This window comes from Sphaerospermopsis reniformis, assembly GCF_005402885.1.
Classification (GTDB): Bacteria; Cyanobacteriota; Cyanobacteriia; order Cyanobacteriales; family Nostocaceae; genus Sphaerospermopsis; species Sphaerospermopsis kisseleviana.
In genome coordinates this window covers 1-18,216 of sequence record NZ_BJCE01000106.1, presented here as the reverse complement: position 1 = coordinate 18,216, position 18,216 = coordinate 1, and the positions used below count along the sequence as shown (strand labels likewise).

Annotated in this window: 16 protein-coding genes; 12 read left to right on the top strand and 4 right to left on the bottom strand. The window is 37.9% G+C overall.

The window, feature by feature from the left end:
- Window positions 1-145: 145 nt before the first annotated feature.
- The 4 genes from FFR48_RS30140 to FFR48_RS15545 all read left to right on the top strand — a co-directional run bounded on the left by FFR48_RS30140 (window position 146) and on the right by FFR48_RS15545 (window position 8,014).
- Window positions 146-268 carry a hypothetical protein gene (locus FFR48_RS30140; RefSeq protein WP_268932443.1) on the top strand — a complete coding sequence of 41 codons (123 nt, stop codon included), beginning with the start codon at window positions 146-148 and terminating at the stop codon, window positions 266-268.
- Window positions 269-343: 75 nt separating this feature from the next.
- The gene (locus FFR48_RS15555) at window positions 344-2,902 is read left to right on the top strand and encodes a dynamin family protein (RefSeq protein WP_137667982.1); all 2,559 of its coding nucleotides are present in this window, start codon (window positions 344-346) and stop codon (window positions 2,900-2,902) included.
- Between the two features lie 206 nt (window positions 2,903-3,108).
- Entirely contained in the window at window positions 3,109-6,525 is a 3,417-nt protein-coding gene (locus tag FFR48_RS15550) for an acetate and sugar kinases/Hsc70/actin family protein (RefSeq protein WP_137667981.1), read from the top strand.
- Between the two features lie 361 nt (window positions 6,526-6,886).
- The gene (locus tag FFR48_RS15545) at window positions 6,887-8,014 is read left to right on the top strand and encodes a hypothetical protein (protein ID WP_137667983.1); all 1,128 of its coding nucleotides are present in this window, start codon (window positions 6,887-6,889) and stop codon (window positions 8,012-8,014) included.
- Window positions 8,015-8,043: 29 nt separating this feature from the next.
- Here FFR48_RS15545 and FFR48_RS29500 read toward each other — a convergent pair whose 3' ends face one another.
- Window positions 8,044-8,247, bottom strand: a complete 204-nt coding sequence (locus FFR48_RS29500) for a hypothetical protein (protein WP_096566199.1) — start codon at window positions 8,245-8,247, stop codon at window positions 8,044-8,046.
- 368 nt (window positions 8,248-8,615) lie between these two features.
- Window positions 8,616-9,341, bottom strand: a complete 726-nt coding sequence (locus tag FFR48_RS15535; RefSeq protein ID WP_096566205.1) for a cytochrome b/b6 domain-containing protein — start codon at window positions 9,339-9,341, stop codon at window positions 8,616-8,618.
- 97 nt (window positions 9,342-9,438) lie between these two features.
- On the opposite strand from FFR48_RS15535, the gene FFR48_RS15530 reads away from it, so the two are divergent.
- The 3 genes from FFR48_RS15530 to trpD all read left to right on the top strand — a co-directional run bounded on the left by FFR48_RS15530 (window position 9,439) and on the right by trpD (window position 12,713).
- Window positions 9,439-10,581, top strand: a complete 1,143-nt coding sequence (locus FFR48_RS15530) for a hypothetical protein (RefSeq protein ID WP_137667980.1) — start codon at window positions 9,439-9,441, stop codon at window positions 10,579-10,581.
- A 7-nt stretch (window positions 10,582-10,588) separates the two neighbouring features.
- The gene (locus tag FFR48_RS15525) at window positions 10,589-11,410 is read left to right on the top strand and encodes a DNA adenine methylase (RefSeq protein ID WP_137667979.1); all 822 of its coding nucleotides are present in this window, start codon (window positions 10,589-10,591) and stop codon (window positions 11,408-11,410) included.
- Between the two features lie 247 nt (window positions 11,411-11,657).
- Complete coding sequence (gene trpD / locus FFR48_RS15520) at window positions 11,658-12,713, top strand: anthranilate phosphoribosyltransferase (RefSeq protein ID WP_137667978.1); 1,056 nt, start codon at window positions 11,658-11,660, stop codon at window positions 12,711-12,713.
- On the opposite strand, the gene FFR48_RS15515 is transcribed toward trpD, so the two are convergent.
- Window positions 12,643-13,701, bottom strand: a complete 1,059-nt coding sequence (locus FFR48_RS15515; RefSeq protein WP_137667977.1) for a retropepsin-like aspartic protease family protein — start codon at window positions 13,699-13,701, stop codon at window positions 12,643-12,645. The genes trpD and FFR48_RS15515 overlap by 71 nt on opposite strands.
- A gap of 262 nt (window positions 13,702-13,963) precedes the next feature.
- On the opposite strand from FFR48_RS15515, the gene carA reads away from it, so the two are divergent.
- The 5 genes from carA to FFR48_RS15490 all read left to right on the top strand — a co-directional run bounded on the left by carA (window position 13,964) and on the right by FFR48_RS15490 (window position 17,984).
- Window positions 13,964-15,121: a glutamine-hydrolyzing carbamoyl-phosphate synthase small subunit gene (gene carA, locus FFR48_RS15510; protein WP_096566217.1), complete on the top strand. Its 1,158-nt coding sequence runs from the start codon at window positions 13,964-13,966 to the stop codon at window positions 15,119-15,121.
- A 265-nt stretch (window positions 15,122-15,386) separates the two neighbouring features.
- Window positions 15,387-15,743 carry an STAS domain-containing protein gene (locus FFR48_RS15505; RefSeq protein ID WP_190347592.1) on the top strand — a complete coding sequence of 119 codons (357 nt, stop codon included), beginning with the start codon at window positions 15,387-15,389 and terminating at the stop codon, window positions 15,741-15,743.
- Between the two features lie 302 nt (window positions 15,744-16,045).
- Complete coding sequence (locus tag FFR48_RS15500; protein WP_187041429.1) at window positions 16,046-16,525, top strand: Mini-ribonuclease 3; 480 nt, start codon at window positions 16,046-16,048, stop codon at window positions 16,523-16,525.
- 96 nt (window positions 16,526-16,621) lie between these two features.
- Window positions 16,622-17,593 carry a 23S rRNA (guanosine(2251)-2'-O)-methyltransferase RlmB gene (gene rlmB / locus FFR48_RS15495; protein WP_096566223.1) on the top strand — a complete coding sequence of 324 codons (972 nt, stop codon included), beginning with the start codon at window positions 16,622-16,624 and terminating at the stop codon, window positions 17,591-17,593.
- 88 nt (window positions 17,594-17,681) lie between these two features.
- A complete protein-coding gene (locus tag FFR48_RS15490; RefSeq protein ID WP_096566225.1) occupies window positions 17,682-17,984 on the top strand; it encodes a DUF1816 domain-containing protein in 303 nt (100 codons plus the stop codon).
- Between the two features lie 42 nt (window positions 17,985-18,026).
- On the opposite strand, the gene FFR48_RS15485 is transcribed toward FFR48_RS15490, so the two are convergent.
- Window positions 18,027-18,191 carry a hypothetical protein gene (locus FFR48_RS15485; protein ID WP_162501896.1) on the bottom strand — a complete coding sequence of 55 codons (165 nt, stop codon included), beginning with the start codon at window positions 18,189-18,191 and terminating at the stop codon, window positions 18,027-18,029.
- Window positions 18,192-18,216 lie beyond the last annotated feature (25 nt).

Below are 18,216 nucleotides of genomic sequence, written 5' to 3'. Positions count from 1 at the left end.
GTCAAAAAGGTAGGGAGCATCCCAAATGTGTAAGTTTATTTTTATCTAAGAACAGAAAATTATCCCAAGCTTGATATGATTGAACCGCAAAGGACGCAAAGTACACAAAGGGAAGAGAGTTAAAGAGAGTTTTTGGAGTTGCGAAGTGTATTTTTTCAAAATTGGGATGCTCCCAAAAGGTAGTCCCCAGTCACCAGTCCCCAGTCACCAGTCACCAGTCCCCAGTCCCCAGTCCCCAGTCCCCAGTCCCCAGTCCCCAGTCACCTAGTTGCATCAGTAGTGGAGGTTTTCATTTTTTGTGTTATAACCCACTCAGAAAATGAATTTAGACAGTAACGATTATATGGAACTAGACAAATTAACCAGGTTTAAAGAGTACGGTGAGTTTATCCTCCGCAAAATTGACTCTGTACCCCAACGCCCCTCCCAACAAGAAGATTGGGTTCCTACTAGCCTTGATGACTGTCTGGTGCGCTTGCGAGAAGCTGCACAGAAGACTGTGGAAATGGCCACTTCCCCGGTGAAAATTGGTGTGATGGGTGAGTTTAGCAGTGGTAAAAGTTTACTGTTAGGAAGTTTAATTGGTTTTGCGGATGCTTTACCTGTAAGTGAAAACCCGACTACGGGAAATGTGACTGCTATTCATATTAAACCACAAGAAGGTTTTGCTACAACAAAAATAGATAATTACACCGTTGAGTATTTATCTCATGAAGGGGTAAACGAGTGTTTACATTTCATGTTATCAGAAGCAAATCGTCGCGCTGTGGCTGCTGGTTTACCAACTTTACAAGTTACTAAAATTAAAACTGGTAAAGATATTTCTCTTTGGTGTGAGGAAGCTTGGAAGAGTTCCAATAATTTAGAATTACGCTATTTATTGCGTGAGTTAGTATTATTTTTGCGGGCTTATCAAGCTTATGGTGAGGCTTTGTGTGGTAAGCATTATCATATTGATGCAGCAACGGCAAAGGAAGGATTACAATTAATTGATTTGCCGATGGCGATTCAAACTTTGAGATTTGATGATTTACCGCCGGCACATATTCGTTTACCGAATGCACCCCAAGTTCTGCAAACTCAATTATTACAAAATAGTTTTTACCTGATTCGTAGAGTTGATATTGAAGTCAAAATATCAAGGGAAATTTGGGATTTAACCGGGGCGGAAGAATTTGTTTTGTTAGATTTTCCCGGTTTAGGTGCGGCTAATTCTGGTGCGCGAGATACATTTTTATCATTGCGAGAATTGGCACAGGTGCAAACAATTTTAGTTTTATTAAATGGTAAATCACCGGGAAGCGATCGCGCCAACAAAATATTTACCATGATGCAGCAACAACGCCCCGGACAAGATTTAAAAGATTTAATTCTGGTTGGTGTGGGACGTTTTGATCAATTACCTTTAGAAAGTGAAGGTGGAGAAAGAATTTTAGATTTTTTAATTGAAGATCATCCTAATTCCCAACCTTTACAAACAGAGGTAGTTTTTCAAAAATTAAAAGTTCTGCAAACTATTATTGATGGTGCAGAGGCTTTTACTACTCAAAAAGATCGCATTGTTTTATTATCGCCCTTGTTAGGTTTATCAGAATTAGCCAAACGTTCTACAAAAGTCAAAGCTGGTTCAGAAGAATTTTTAGCTAATTTAGATTATCCTGATTATTTGGAACGTTCCAAGAAATTACAAGAAAAATGGGGTAAACTCAGCGATAAACTTTTAGAAAATGAACCTCGTAATTCTCTAGGTAAACAGTTAGGTTATTTTGCCCAAGATGGGGGTGTTAGTAAACTGCGGGACTTGATTCAAAATCATGTTAATACCCATGGTTTAAAACAATTATATGAGGATACTCGCAGGGCGGCGGATGTGATTCATCAACAACAAGAACAACTGAAATATATCCTGGCAGAAATTCATGAACAAGGTATACCTACAGCAGATAGTCCAGCTTTAATGGAGTTACGTTTGGCAATTGAAAGTTTAGATAAAACCTACAGAAACTTTCAAAAAGACTTGGGTAAAGAACCACTCAAAGATAGACGGGGAGTGGTTGTGAGTGATGTGATCAAAGATGAATTAACCTATAGGATTCTCAATTGGAGTCAGTGGACATTGTTATTTAATAAATGTCAAAATGGGACAATTGCTTTAGCAGAATCTAAAGGTGCAGCAGGTAAATTATTTGAACGGGGAAATAGAGTAAATAATTCTATTCCTAGCAAAAGTGATGATTTTTATCCAGAGTTTGAAAAAAGCGTTAAAGAATTAGAAGAATTTGCCCGCGATCGCATTCGTCAAGCTGTAGTAGACTTGTTGAATAAATTAGCCCATCAAGTAGTATTAGAACGGGAGAAAATTCAAACAATTCTTAATCCAGAAATGGAAGAATTGATAGAAGATAACTTTGGAGTTGAAGCCGCAGATTTATTTTATAAACTGTTGTTAGGATGTGATCCAAATCAGTGGAAAGAAGCAATTGTTGGAGAAATTAATAATCAAGATAAATCCATTTCTCCTGATATGATGTTTCCCCTAGCGCGACGGGATGAAAAACACAGTATTGGACAAATATTTGATTGGTCTCCTGAAAGAAATCAAACCTCATCTCGTGCTGCAAATCATCAACTTTTTGTATTAAGATTGCGGGATGAAATTACAGCTAGTGCTAGTTTACATCTCGTGCAATACGTGAGTGAAGTTAATCAACAAGTGAATGCAGAATTAGAAGGAATTTTAGATCAAATAATTCCCAGTTTGCAAAACCTGTCTAAAAAAGATGAACTACTCAGATATATTGCTGCTGGAGACTCAACCCCAGAATTAGCAATTCCCACTTGGTTAGAAATTCTTGCGGATATTGCATCAATTAATGAGAGTGATATTTATGAGTATATTTAGCTGAAGAAGGGAACAGGGAATAGGGAATAGGGAACAGGGAATAGGGAACAGGGAACAGGGAATAGGGAACAGGGAACAGGGAATAGGGAACAGGGAACAGGGAATAGGGAACAGTAAATAGATATCAGTATTAGGTTGTTTTCCGCGTCTACCAATTACCAATTACCAATTACCAATTACCAATTACCAATTACCATAATTAATTTATGCCTGTGGAAATTATACTTCCACCCAAACATCAACTACGAGTTAAAGAAAATCAAAGTTTGGATTTACCTGCTATCCAAATTGTCGCCACTAATAGTAATATTCCCCATATCTCTCGCATTACTTGTAGCGTCAAAGGAACACCCATAGAATTAGCAGCGGAAATTCAACAAACTTATAAACATTTTAACTCTGCTACACCCCAAAAAATCTCTAATTTGTGTCAATTAGGACAATATCCTTATCAGTTAGAGAAACCTTTAAACGAAACAGTCAACTGTGATTTACAGGTGATTGTTGAGTATTTTGATTCTGATGCTACCGGAAAACCGATATTATCTATTAAGAAAAATATGGGTGTTTCCTGTAATCTTTGGTTTACACCTGATTTTCAATCAATAACTCACAAAACCATAACTAACCATAAAACTATGAATCCTTTTGAATTAGATACCTATCTCAATAAATTAAGTCAACAATTGAGTGAAAAACTCAATGAAAAACCCAAAAAAAGATTTCCGGGTTGGTTTGCGGTAGATTTTGGAACTTCTAATTCTACAGTGACACTTTTTGATCCCATTGAAGTACCTATTGCGGAAGTTTTACCCAGAGAACAAGAATTAAGATTGCGTCAAAGATTAGCAGAGTGGTTAAATTCTCCTGCTAATTTAGCTTTACCAGATATCGGTGTGAACGAGTGGGAAAAGTTCATTGCTAATATTAGTAAAAACTTAGAAATTGAACCAGAAGAATTAAGCGAAGTTTTTGAAAATGATAACAAAGAACAATTTTTAGAAGCTATTCGCCAAATTGAATTATGTTTAGGGAATAGTGACAGATTTCGCCGTGCTGTTAGCAAAAAACTTTATCAGATATATCATGAAGTTTTTCGTGTTCCTACGTTAGAATCACAAAATTTGATTCCTGTCGTTTTGGATATTAACAGACGGGAAACAGAAATTCCCAGCGAAATGGAAGTATCCCAAGTTGAACCTTTAAAATTGCAAATGGGGAGAGAAGCAAGAGACAATAGAAAAAAAGCCATTGCCCAAGGTACAATCACTTCAGTTAAAGATATAATCAGCAGATTTCATCACTCACCCAAACGTTATTTTGGACAAAATCGCACCTTCCCAGTCATGTTAGATGACTCAGAACATAACATCCAAGTTAACCAATTAATTCAAGCAGCATGGGCGCATTTAATTGAATTAACAGAAGATTATCGTCAACGTGCCAGAAGAAGATTTTCCGAAGGAGATTTATTAACAGGAGTTTTCACCTATCCCACCGTTGCACCTCCAGTAGTGAGAAAAGAAATTAAAGCATTAGTCGAAGAATTAGGAATAGATGATGTCCAAACAGCTTATGATGAAGCGGTTTCTGTAGCTATCTTTTTTCTTTGGCGAGAATTTGGCGGAAATTTAAATATTGGTATTGAATCTTTTAAAACTCGTTGTCGGCAAGAAAAAAATAAATGGTCACAAAATGTTTTAGTTTTAGATATTGGTGGAGGTACAACAGATTTAGCATTAATTGAACTCACATTAGAAGATAAAACTCCATTTTTTGCAGATCATGAAGATCGGGGTTTAGGTGGAAGATACTATAAACTTACCCCGAAATTATTAGGTTCTTCAGGACATTTACAATTAGGTGGTGAATTAATTACCTTACGCATTTTTAGACTTTTAAAAGTTGCGATCGCTGATTTTCTCTTAACAGCAATAACTAACGGAGACATCGAAAGCGATAAACTAGAAGATTTAATCAACTCAGAATTAAACGAACGCTTTTTAGAAGAAGGCAAATTTAAAAGCGGTAGTTTATTAAAATGTGTAGATAAAGAAAATCCTGAAGGTGATGTTGCTTTCAAAGATGCTTTAGATACAGCCGAAAAAGTCTTACCAACCCGATGGCAACAAGCACCCCAACGCCTCCAAACATTTTACACTCTTTGGGATTATGCCGAAGCTGCTAAACTCAAATTAGGGCAAAAATTACCAGGAGATGGTTCTTTATTAACCTTCACCCTTTCCGAACAACAAATTAGTGAAATCCTTGCCCAAAGTGCAGTTAAATTCCAAATTATTATCCCCGATGCTATCTCTATAACCATAGATAGTCAACAATTTGAACGGGCTGCAATTTCGGCTATTAAAGAAGCAATAGGTATTGCTAAAGGTTTGATGGAAAGCCGTTTAAATGCAGACAATAAACAAAAAGTAGATTGGTTAATTCTTTCTGGTAAAACTTGCAATTTAGATTTAGTGCAAAAACAAATTTACCAAGAATTTAGTAAATCTCCTTATTTTGTTTGGAATCCAGAACGGATTACCTTTGTTTTAGAATTTACCAAATTAGCAACTTCCGCAGGTGCTTGTTATGCGGAAAAATTAAGAAGATTAAGATTTGATCCCGAAGAATCAAAAAATTTATTGCGTAAAGGTGCAAACCAACTAGAAATAAATGTCAAAAACCTATTTTATTATCTACCGTGCAACTTTAAACGCAAAACCCAAAGTAACGAACTATTAGGAATATTCAACGCTGGACAAGAATTATATCAACTTGCAGCCTGGGAAAGTGTAGCTAAAGTGCGGACAAATTGGCAAGGTATCCAATTAACAAATATTATCTATCGTCAAGACTATGAAGATGGAGAATTGCGTTTATGGGGTAGCTTTGACGGTAAAACTTTAATGGAGAAATTAGGAATGGAAGAACCAGAATTTCTCAAAAAAATTAAAGTCCAATTTGAAATTGATCAAACTTTGCAATTTAGTGTTTTACTCTGTCAAGGGAATCCCCATTATTTAATAGATGAGAAGGGAATAGATATCAATTCTGTGATTTACAAGGAATCAGAAACAACTGATTTATTCACCGATGGAAAATTAAAATGGAATATTGCCATTGAACAACCTCATCAAGATTTAAAAGATGGTGATATTGCCGTCAACGTATTAGAATCAGCAACAGTAGATCAACCAAATGCTTATCATTTAGTATTTGCAGTTGATAACAATCAAAATCCCAAACTGGAAACATTTCACTATTTACAAGATGGTGTTAATGAACCAGGAAAAGGGTTAATTAGTAATCCTTTACCACCATTCCCCCAAAATGGTCAACACACCTTTTATATTTATCAAACAGATAGCGAAACCAACACTAAAAAATGGATACGCATCGGCGCACTTAGTAAACCAGAAATCACCACAGATTACCCTTGTCAATATCATGTTACACTCGACAATCAAGGTATATTAAGAATGCACGCTGGTGAAGTACCTTATTGGACATCAACTAATCAAGAATGTTTACAAGAAGAAGGATGTGTTTATCGTGCAGAATTAGAATTACAACCTAATGAGATAGATAAAGAACGCGATCCTTTCTGTGGAATACATTAAATCAATTGATAATTGACAATTAACAATTGATAATTGTTTGATTTACAGCAGTTTTCATGTCTTCAGACCACAGTCAGGGCGAAGCATTCGGATGATAGTCTTAGGTAAAAACCGATAATTAATTGTCCGAATGCTGATGCTTCCAGCACCCTTCGCGAACGCCCCTACATTGTTGACACGAAACCTAAATCAAAATGTGGTTTATTTACCTGAAAATAGCTGTAAGGTTGAAACCTCTTCTTTTAAGGGGAATAAGAGAGAAAAACCTTTTCAATTTTCTGCCTTCACTTCAAATTAAATATAATTGTCGATTGTCAATTATTGAATTTCCTCCTGACTCCTCAAATATTTTCTTGCCATGATGCAACATCTACAACAATTATTAGCAACAGAAAATTCTCAAATTTCTCAATTATTAAAATTGAGTTTATACGGATTACAAGCTACTTTAAATCAAGCCCGGATAGAGTATCCAAATGATCCAGGTAATGATTTATGTGAAAATGTCATTCTAGAAATTCACAATCTTTTAGAACCTGAAGTAATTACAGAAAGTCCAGAAAATGTAGTTATTGATGAAGCTAAACCTGAGCAATTATTAAATGTATTAAATGTATTAAATGAACTCAGGGAAGTTTTTAATACAGATTTAGAATTAAATTTTTATCTAGGAAATGCACCCCTACAAAGTCAAAATGATGGTGATTTATGGAATGAAATTCACCGCAAATTGTTAAGAGTTCCTGAAGATTTAGCCACAAATTGGAAAAAACGCGCTTTAGAAATGGCGCAAAAAGTCGGTGCAACAGAAGATTATATAAATATTGAACACTTCCCTTTTGTGCGGGATGAAATTATTTATCCTGGTTTAAATGGTACTGTTCAAGCTAAAGGTTTATGTTTGTCAAAAAAAGCGTTTTTTAAATCAGAAATTGCTCCGTTATATAATTCAGAAGATTTGCAATTATTAGCAGGATTTTTACTTTTATATACTAAATTTATAGAGATAGATCCTGATTTACATCATGCTTTAAAAAGTGTATTTAGTTTTGATGTTGTTTCCTTAAAATCCCAACCAGAACAACGTCAACTTTATTTAGAAGTATTGAGCGATCGCCTACAACGCACTCAAAAAACTGAAGAAAACACTGATCCCATCATTAATCTACGAGCTTGGATTGACATGGATGAAGCCATACATTCCCTAGTGTTTGTTCCCCCAGCAGAACGTTATTCCTGGTGGGGAAAACTACAACAAGAATCACGACGTATATTGAAAAAAGTAGCCAATAAAGCCATAAAAGCCAGTCATGATGTGAAAATTAGACAATTATCAGGACTTTATGCTGATATTTGCGCGTATTCCAAAGATGATGTACAGCTAGATCATGGTGGAACACCTGGAGAAGTATTAACTTGTTTGCGGTTATACACACGAATCAATCAAGAAGAACATCCGGGGCGGGTGCTATTTCGATCCTTACGATGAAAACCGCAATACCATATAATTACTTCTGTTTACTGCATATCAGGTGTAGGAGTGGGTGAAGGAGTAGGAGTAGGAGTTGTAGGAGTGGGATCAGGTTTAGGAGTGGAAGGAGAAGGGGTTTGTTGGGCTAATAGAGTTTGTTGTGTGTTTGCAGCTTGAAACTGTTTGGGTATTGCAATCACCGCAGCAGTTCCCAAAAATGCTAATAAAGCTAAGGGTGCTAAGTGTCTCATATTGTGATTCCTGTCAAGACTTATGCCACCCTATTTTGAAAAATTATCAACTTCTCTATATCTTGCTATAGGTAGCCTTACTGATGTTTCTTTAGGTAGAAAAACACATTTTCAAAAAGTTATAAATTTGCTGTTTCAGGAAGATGTAAAAAATAATTTTACATCTATGGATCTCTGCAACCACAAGATAATATACTAATTTCAAAAGTTGGAAAAGACAAAATTGATTATTCAATTTCTGTAAGCATTCAGCTATCAGTCGTCAGCAGTCAGCTTTTGAGGTTTACGCCAGAAATACCTATTTGATGATTAACAAATTTCTTAAACATTCTGACTCCTGACTCCTGACTCCTTACCAATTTCTAAGCTTATTCACCACCAGAGAAAAACAAAGGTAACACAAAAGCAGCAATAATTCCCAACAAAACAAACACCTCAATAATTCTCAGAACCAAATTACTTTGCATTAACTGATTAAATTTCTCACTCAAATTATTAGGAAAATTACCCCACCAACCACGCAACCGACTAAACCAATTTTTTGGACTATCTTCTGGGCGAAATTGCCATGAAAACATTGATAATAACAAAGGCGCACCACCCACCTTAGCAGACATTAAAAGATGAATGGCTAAACAACAAACCATGATCACCCAAGCTGTTAAATGGAAATAATACCAAATATGATCCAGTTCCCCTACCGGTAGCCATTCTTCCTTCATCATTCTGCCAGATACAACTGCTAAAACTGAAGCAATTAGCATCAAAGTATTTGCTAAACGTTGCAGACTCACCCACCAAATTGGTTTATTAAATTGTGAGAGTTTTTGGATAGAATCTTGTTGTAATAACCGCCTTTCACCAGCATGAAAGCTATAGAGAGCGAAAGCAGGTAATAACAGTAAAAAGAATAAACCCGCAGTACCATGAATACCCTGAATTGGGTCGATTTTAGGAATGGGAAGTTTACCGAATCTTTGATCAAAAGTGTTATAAACTAAGAATCCGGTGATAATAGCTGCAATGACTAAAATGCCATTGACACCGTGTATAATACGTAATAACAGAGGTTGATAGGGTGCTGAACGAGTCATAAGTTAATTTTAAGTATTTTTGAAACTACTGTTTTTAGTGTAAGTATGCCACAAAAATATATAATATCCTAGACTATACCTATAAAGTACCCAATTCATGTCCGAAACTTTGCATCTTACAGGATTTATCAAAGGAGTCACCTATAAACCCTATTTAGGTGAGAAATTACAGGAAATAACTATAGATAATTTTGATGTAAATAAAGCTAGTGCTTATGGATTGATAAAATCCCCAATAACTGAAATTGCTTATTCCAAATGGGTTTCACCTAAAAGAACTAGAAGTTATCCATTTGCAAGAATGTATAATACATATAATTCCTCGAAAATCATAACTATAATTCCTCTAATTAAAGATGAAGGTAAAGATGGAGACAGAGATTTAATTCAATATTCTACTATTTCTTGGATGAACCTACTAAATATTTATATTGTACTTGCTTATTATGAAAAAGCAGAGAAGAGTAATAAAAAAGGACAAGATACCAAAAATAAATTGACTAATCAAAAATTTAATAATGAATTTGTAAACTATCAAATTGAGGAAATACTCGCATATCGTCAAAGTGCTTTACATTGGAATAAAAATTTATTTGAGCAAAGATTTGTATCAATTTTTGAAAAAGCCTTGGATTCCTATGATTCAATTTCTCATAAAACTGGAGTTTTGGTTCACTCAAGAGAAGGTATGGATAAGTATTTACAAAAAATTACCAATGAATTTGCAGAGTTTAAAAATATTTCTTTAAAAAATTCACATAATGCTAGTAAACGGGAATCAATGACTTCTCATCAACTGGAATATTTAGCCGATGGGTTAAAAGCAACTTTTAGCATTGAGAACTATTTAGGAGGAGTTTACTATTTAACTGCTGACGAAATCTTTTTTGATAATGATACTTATGTAATCCAAGAATCTAAAAACTCTTCAAAAGATTCTTTCCCTAAACTTAGTGACATTCAGGATGGTTTATTTAAGCTAATTCTATTTTCTAACTTAGATTCTTTAAAATTAGATGGTAAACCAGTTAATTTTGTAACCACATTAAAACTTACAGGTAAAAATATAGTTGGTGATATTATTTTACCAGATGCTACGACGCAAGAATTAGAAATTTTCTTAGCAGCTAATAGGAATAATTTTAAACCTAAGCAAAAAGGAATCATTAGAAAGTTAGTTACAGAATCGGAAAATAATGATAAAATAAAAATCCAAATCTCTTCTAATTTTGCAATATAATTTTATCATGATTAAAAGTCCTCTCCGCTATCCCGGTGGTAAATCAAGAGCAATCAAACAAATAGCCCAACATTTACCAACAAACTTTACAGAATTTAGAGAACCCTTAGTAGGAGGTGGTTCTGTCTTTATTTACCTCAAACAAACCTACCCTAACTTAAAAATTTGGATCAATGATTTAAACAGAGAACTATATTTATTTTGGCATATTGCCCAAAATGATTTATCTAAATTAGTCGCCGAAATTCGTCATATCAAAGAAACCGAGAAAGATGGAAAAAAGCTATTTAAAGAATTAACTAATATAGAAGATATTAATAAATTGGAAGACTTAGACAGAGCAGTACGTTTTTTTGTCCTCAACAGAATTACCTTTTCAGGAACAATAGAATCAGGTGGTTTTTCCCAAGAAGCATTTCATAAAAGGTTCACAGATTCATCAATAGAAAGACTAGAAAAATTAGCTGATATTTTAACACCCGATATTAAAATTACAAACTTAGATTACAGCGAACTATTAAAAGCAGAAGGTAAAGAAGTATTTATATTTCTAGATCCGCCATATTTAAGCAATAAACACTCCAAACTATATGGAAAAGATGGAGACTTACATACTAAATTTGACCATCAAAAATTTGCAGATCATTTAAAAAACTGCCCTCACAAATGGTTACTCACCTACGACGACTCAGAAGAAGTACATCAAAACTTTACCTGGGCGAAAATTAGCCAATGGGAACTACAATATGGCATGAACAACTATAAACAAAAAACAGCCGAAAAAGGACAAGAACTATTTATTATTAACTACATCCTACCCAATGCATAACTATCTCTTCTTCTCTTCTTCTCTTCTTCTCTTCTTCTCTTCCTTCGTGTCCTTCGCTTATATGCCTTCGGCACGCTTCGCGAACGTGGTTCATTCCTGCAAACTTATTGTAGTAATAAAAAATAATCTTATAATTCTTCGCGCCTTTCCTCCTTAGCGCCTTTGCGCGAAACAAAAAACCTACAACTAAAACAAAACCCCCATTTTTAGGTAAAATCACACACAGCCTAATTACAAAACCCCGAAAATGACAAACTTACCAGATCCTAATATTTGGTCAAACCTACTCAAACAATTATTAGAACACCAATCATTATCCCGCACCCAAGCAGCAGAACTGATGCAAGGATGGATCAACGAAACCATCCCCCCAGAACTATCGGGAGCAATATTAACAGCATTGCACTTTAAAGGCGTTTCTGCCGAAGAACTCACAGGAATGGCAGAAGTATTAAAATCTTTATCTGTTCAAACTACACACGATAACAGCCAAAACCCCATCCCCCTAGTTGACACCTGTGGCACTGGTGGAGACGGCGCATCAACCTTTAATATTTCCACCGCCGTCGCCTTTGTTACTGCTGCTGCGGGTGTACCAGTCGCTAAACATGGTAGTCGTTCCGCTTCCAGCTTAACCGGTAGCGCCGACGTTTTAGAAGCTTTAGGAGTCAACCTCAACGCACCCAGCGAAAAAGTGCAAGCAGCAGTGAAAGAAGTGGGAATCACCTTTTTATTTGCCCCTGGATGGCATCCCGCACTGAAAGCCGTTGCCCCACTGCGGAGAAATTTAAAAGTGCGGACAGTATTTAACTTACTCGGACCCTTAGTCAACCCCATGCGCCCCACAGGGCAAGTAATAGGAGTATTTGATCCCAAATTAATCGAAACCATCGCCCAAGCATTAAACCAGTTGGGAACAGATAAAGCGATCGTATTACATGGGCGAGAAAAATTAGATGAAGCCGGGTTAGGGGATATAACTGATTTAGCGGTTTTATCTGAAGGGAAAGTACAGTTAACCACCATCAACCCCGAAGCCGTAGGAATCACACCAGCACCCATTACAGCCTTAAAAGGTGGGAATGTACAAGAAAACGCCGAAATTTTAACCAACGTCCTTAAAGGAAAGGGAACTCAAGCCCAACAGGATGCAGTGGCGCTAAATGCTTCTTTAGCGTTGCAGGTTGCGGGTGCAGTTCCCTTATTAAATCATGGTCAAGGTGTGACAGTAGCTAAGGAAATTCTACAAAGCGGTAGCCCCTGGAAAAAGTTGGATCAGTTAGTTGAATTTCTGGGGGATTAGATTCGTCTGAGTGGTGTTGGGGACGAAATTCTACAACATCCCGTTTGATGGTAACGTCATATTTACCAAAAAAATCATGTCCTAACAATCCCGTTTCCAATTCTGCACCAGCGATCGCCACAGGAACTTGACTAACCTTTACCCCACCCACTTCCATAGAATCAAGATAGCCAACCGGAAACTCCACACCCTTAGCACTCACAGTATTAGCTTTAGCAATAGCCACAGGCACAACACCTAAAGCCTGTGCTACATCTTGAGTAATTACAGAACCACTAGCGCCGGTATCCACAATCATCTCAAAACGCTGCCTACCATTAAAGGTAACTTCCACAATGGGAGTGCCACCAACTCGTCGTTTAATTGGTGCTATGAACACCAGATTATTATAGGCTGTAGTTTCCGCAGCCGGGAAAATCGGATCTGGAGGGGGTAGAGGTTGTACCTTGGCAACAGGAGTAGGAGTTGAATAACGTTGTATTTTGGGTTTTGTTTGGGGAACAGCCACAACTACCTGTTGATCAGGTGCTACGGGAGATGCTAACCTACTGGAGTTAGCTTTTTGTTTAGCTAATTTAATTTGACCCTGGTATTCAGCAATTTTTCTTTGAGCAAAAGGAAAATTAGGACTGTCTCGCCCCACCTGTTTCAAGAGAGCGATCGCATCCTCAAACCTACTCGCCACCAGATGCCAATCATCTGGAGATTGAGCAGATTTACTGATACTCACAGCACCAGTAGCTTTATCCAGTGCCAATTCTAATGGACTGGTTTGTGTACTTTGTTCTAATTTTGGTTTTGGTTTGGCTGATAATGACGCTGGTTGCTTCATTGGCGGCTGTATCGCTGCCAAATTACCAACAGGTATAGATGGTTGACTACCACCAACCCCCGTTGTCTGTTTGTTGTCACTACAGGCAACATTCAAAACCACCAGACTACCGGAAACAAAAATTAGGGCTGCGCGGGATAAAGAAGACTCAAGCATAGTTACTTTCAGGTTAACCGCCCTGGCTCTCTCCAAGTGTACCGCCCCACACAAAAATATGCTCCAGGCTTTATGATTTAATTGGTTATTTGATATTTAACCCAAGTTGCTAGTGATAACTGTTTTTGTATAGCATAATAAACGGTCTTTTGTAGGTGATTCATGATTGGTGACTGGGAAAGATTTTTACCAATTACCAATTACCAATTACCAATTACCAATTACCAATTACCAATTCCCCATTCCCCATTACCTATTATTTATGTCTTTATCTGATGCAATACCCGCTTTACTTGTCTTAGCAGATGGAACAGCTTATCATGGTTGGTCCTTCGGCGCTATGGGAACCACTGTCGGCGAAGTGGTGTTTAACACCGGCATGACTGGATATCAAGAAGTATTAACAGATCCCAGCTACACAGGGCAAATTGTTATTTTTACATATCCCGAATTAGGTAATACTGGCGTTAACCCCGAAGATGAGGAATCAATTAAACCTCATGTCAAAGGAGCGATCGCCCGCAATATCTGTCACAAACCTAGTAACTGGCGCTCTACCCAATCTTTACCAGATTACCTCAAACAGCACCACATCCCCGGTATTTTCGGTATCGACACCCGCGCCCTCACCCGCAAAATTCGGATGTATGGCGCTATGAATGGTGGTATTTCTACATCTATACTAGATGAATCTGAATTATTAGAACTGGTGCAAGCTGCTCCCAACATGACAGGATTAAATCTGGTGCGGGAAGTCACCACCCCAGAAGTTTATGAATGGTCCGAAGCTACGACAGAAGTTTGGGAATTTAACCCAGAATCTGTAGCTAAGATTGGGGAAAAGTTCACAGTTGTTGCTTTAGACTTTGGCGTAAAACGCAATATTTTGCGGCGGTTGGCTAGTTATGGCTGTCGCGTGATTGTTGTTCCTGCCAATACACCAGCAGCGGAAATTCTTAAATATAATCCAGATGGGATTTTCCTCTCCAACGGACCCGGTGATCCAGCAGCAGTCACAGAAGGCATTAGTACCGTTAAAGCACTGCTAGAAAGTCAAAAACCCATGTTTGGTATTTGTATGGGACACCAAATTTTAGGTCATGCTTTGGGCGCAGAAACCTTTAAGCTAAAATTTGGGCATCGTGGTTTAAATCAACCAGCGGGTTTACAACAAAGGGTAGAAATCACCAGCCAAAACCACAGTTTTGCTATTGATCCGGATTCATTACCATCAGCAGTGGTAGAGGTTAGTCATCTGAACTTAAACGATCGCACTGTTGCAGGGGTACGTCACAAGTCTCTACCAGTGTTTTCTGTACAGTATCACCCAGAAGCTAGTCCAGGACCCCACGATGCTGATTACTTATTTGAGCAATTTGTGCTAGAAATTCAAACAGCACGTCAAACAGCGATCGCTTAAGTTAATCAACAATAAAAATGGGTAATGGGTAATGGGTAATTGGTAATTGGTAATTGGTAATTGGTAATTGGTAATTGGTAATTGGGTTATTTATCTTTTTCCCAGTCACCAATCCCCAATCCCCAATCCCCAGTCACCAATCACCAATCACCAGTCACCAATCACCAGTCACCAGTCACCAACCTAGACAACATAAGTCAAAACCATCTATACTTGAGCGTTTACTTTCAGTCAAGAGGACGAGGAGGGAGTTATTGCTGAACCACTGAATCTAACCGTAAGCCTGAGAGGTACTCGCGAAGTCCGGGATAGCTGCCAGCTATTCCGCCTCACAGGTCTGTTAGATGCTTTTTCTGAACCTACATTTCGCAAGGTACTGTCTGGAAAGATTGATGAAGGTCCAAAGCACATAATTCTGGATCTCTCACAAATCGACTTTGTTGATAGCTCTGGTTTGGGTGCGCTGGTACAACTAGCCAAGCAAGCTCAAACCGCCGAAGGCACTTTCCAAATTGTCACCAATGCCCGCGTTACTCAAACGGTCAAGCTTGTTCGCTTAGAAAAGTTTCTCGCCCTACAAACTACAGTTGATGCGGCTCTAGAAAACATCAAGTCGTCTTGATTGCTTGACCACAAAAAATCAATTTAGCTATCCCGATGAGCAGTAGGAAGGTGAGGAAGTTAAAGAAAATATGAAGAATATATTAATTCTCCATCTTCCTCATCTTTCCCAACTCCTCAAAATAGCCACTAGACCTATATTTTCAGACTCACCAATCTCCCCAATCAGGAATTTATATAGTTTTAAGTAATATTTGTTAGTGTTGAATATGCTCGGTGTGCTATGATGGCATACTGCACAAAAAATAAATGTTCGTAAAGATAATCTTCCCAATATTTAGTAGGTCAAGGAATGATGAACAGGTGAATCCCCAGGAGGAAGAAGCAAAAAATGGAGGAGATGAAACTGTAATGCAGTATTCATCTGACATTCCAGCATTGTTGGTAAACACGACGCAATTACCCCAACCATTATCCCAGGCACAAGTACAACAAATTTCTCCTTCTGCCTTAGCTTACTTGGGGGATGCAATTTACGAACTATATGTTAGGATGTTTTTCCTGTGGCCACAGCAAAGGCCAGAAATTTACCATAGTTTGGTAGTAGCGCAGGTCAGAGCAGAAACACAAGCCCTACATTTGCGATCGCTGACTCCTAATTTAACGAGTAAAGAGTTAGAAATTGTCCGCCGAGGTCGTAATGCAGCCGCAGGCCGTCCCAAACGACTAAATCCCGAAATTTATCAACAGGCAACTAGTCTAGAAACTTTAGTTGGCTATCTATACCTCACCGATTACCCCCGTTTAACAGAATTGTTACAAAAACTCCATCTAGAGAAATAGTGAGTAGCTCAATCTCTTGATAGGAAAATCATTTGTAACGGTTCATAAAATTGAGGGAATGTCAATGCTCACCTATTTACTAAACTCAATAATCCCATGACTAACCAACCAAGAAAAATTAATCACGCTGGTGAAGCAAAACGCGGACAACCTATAAAAATCAAGGGTAAACGCGTTATTGCTAATCCTATTCGTACTCAAAGCAACGCAGAAGTTAAACCCATATCTCGCAAACCGCGTCCATCTCGTCAATCTTCCCAACCCTTACCAGAGAGCAAATCCACAGAAGACAGTGATCTCATCTACGGTCGTCATCCTGTATTAAGCGCATTAGAAAATCAGCGCAATCTCAATCGGATTTGGATTACTGCTCGTCTGCGTTATGATCCGCGATTTCATAATTTAATTCTCCAAGCTAAGGATAATGGTACAGTAATTGATGAAGTCGAACCTAAGCGTTTAGACCAAATCACTCAAGGAGCTAATCACCAAGGTATAGCAGCGCAAATTGCGCCTTATGCCTACATGGAATTAGATGATCTGATTACTCAAGCAAAATCAGTCACCGATCCAGTGATTGTTGTTGCTGATGGTATCACTGATCCTCACAATTTGGGGGCAATTATTCGCACAGCAGAAGCCATCGGCGCTCAAGGTTTAGTAATTCCTCAAAGAAGGGCTTCTGGAATCACCTCAACTGTGGTTAAGGTGGCCGCAGGTGCTTTAGAAAACTTTTCTGTAGCCAGAGTCGTTAACCTCAGCCGCGCTTTGGAACAACTTAAAGAAGCTGGTTTTTGGATTTACGGAACAGCAGCCTCTGGTAGCGAACCTGTACATACAGTAAAATTCAATGGACCTATCGTTTTAGTAATTGGTGCTGAAGGTGAAGGTCTGAGTATGTTGACACAACGATCTTGTGATGTTTTAGTCTCAATTCCCTTACAGGGTAAGACTCCTAGCCTAAATGCCTCAGTGGCAGCAGGGATGGCGCTTTATGAAATTTATCGCCAACGGTCGTTAAATACCCACTATCTTGATAAATTACATACATTTTCTTTGAAAAAATAAACCTAAAAGAGTATAAAGAAATGTAAAACTGAATCTATCTAACATATTCTTTAATACCCAGTATCACGTTTATAAATTGGTGAAAACCATGAAAACTATTTGGCATAACCTTAAGGAAGGGCTGATTAGCTTATCTAACGGTCTAGGCTTGGCTTGGTGGGTTGAAATTGTCACCCAGAATCCTCGTTGCACCTACTACTTTGGTCCATTTTTAAGCTCGGTGGAAGCGACATCTGCCAGTAAGGGCTATCTAGAAGATTTAGAAAACGAAGGAGCGCAAGGAATTATAGTCAATGTCAAGCGTTGTAAACCTTATGTTTTAACCATTGCTGAAGACCTGGGGGAAAGGATTGACCGTAAAGTAAAGCCTGCCTTTAGCGGTCAAGTGTAATACAAATCTATAGGCTGTCATCGTTCCTGAGTTAATTTTGAGTTAATTCTGGGAACGATGGGCTACAACAGCGGTCTGGGCGCTGTGGCCTGGGTACTGGGGACTGAGGACGGGTGACGGGGGGGTGGTTACTCTGGGAGTGAGGACGATAGCTGTGGAGCGGATGCGTTTGAGTGCTTGAGCTATACCATCGGAGACTGCGATCAACTAACATACGACCGCCACGTGGACC

Bases quoted from the DNA above. Each gene is read 5' to 3' on its own strand.
- FFR48_RS15555 (WP_137667982.1), top strand. From the start codon at position 344: ATGGAACTAGACAAATTAACCAGGTTTAAAGAGTACGGTGAGTTTATC.
- FFR48_RS15550 (WP_137667981.1), top strand. From the start codon at position 3,109: ATGCCTGTGGAAATTATACTTCCACCCAAACATCAACTACGAGTTAAA.
- FFR48_RS15545 (WP_137667983.1), top strand. From the start codon at position 6,887: ATGCAACATCTACAACAATTATTAGCAACAGAAAATTCTCAAATTTCT.
- FFR48_RS29500 (WP_096566199.1), bottom strand. From the start codon at position 8,247: ATGAGACACTTAGCACCCTTAGCTTTATTAGCATTTTTGGGAACTGCT.
- FFR48_RS15535 (WP_096566205.1), bottom strand. From the start codon at position 9,341: ATGACTCGTTCAGCACCCTATCAACCTCTGTTATTACGTATTATACAC.
- FFR48_RS15530 (WP_137667980.1), top strand. From the start codon at position 9,439: ATGTCCGAAACTTTGCATCTTACAGGATTTATCAAAGGAGTCACCTAT.
- FFR48_RS15525 (WP_137667979.1), top strand. From the start codon at position 10,589: ATGATTAAAAGTCCTCTCCGCTATCCCGGTGGTAAATCAAGAGCAATC.
- trpD (WP_137667978.1), top strand. From the start codon at position 11,658: ATGACAAACTTACCAGATCCTAATATTTGGTCAAACCTACTCAAACAA.
- FFR48_RS15515 (WP_137667977.1), bottom strand. From the start codon at position 13,701: ATGCTTGAGTCTTCTTTATCCCGCGCAGCCCTAATTTTTGTTTCCGGT.
- carA (WP_096566217.1), top strand. From the start codon at position 13,964: ATGTCTTTATCTGATGCAATACCCGCTTTACTTGTCTTAGCAGATGGA.
- rlmB (WP_096566223.1), top strand. From the start codon at position 16,622: ATGACTAACCAACCAAGAAAAATTAATCACGCTGGTGAAGCAAAACGC.
- FFR48_RS15490 (WP_096566225.1), top strand. From the start codon at position 17,682: ATGAAAACTATTTGGCATAACCTTAAGGAAGGGCTGATTAGCTTATCT.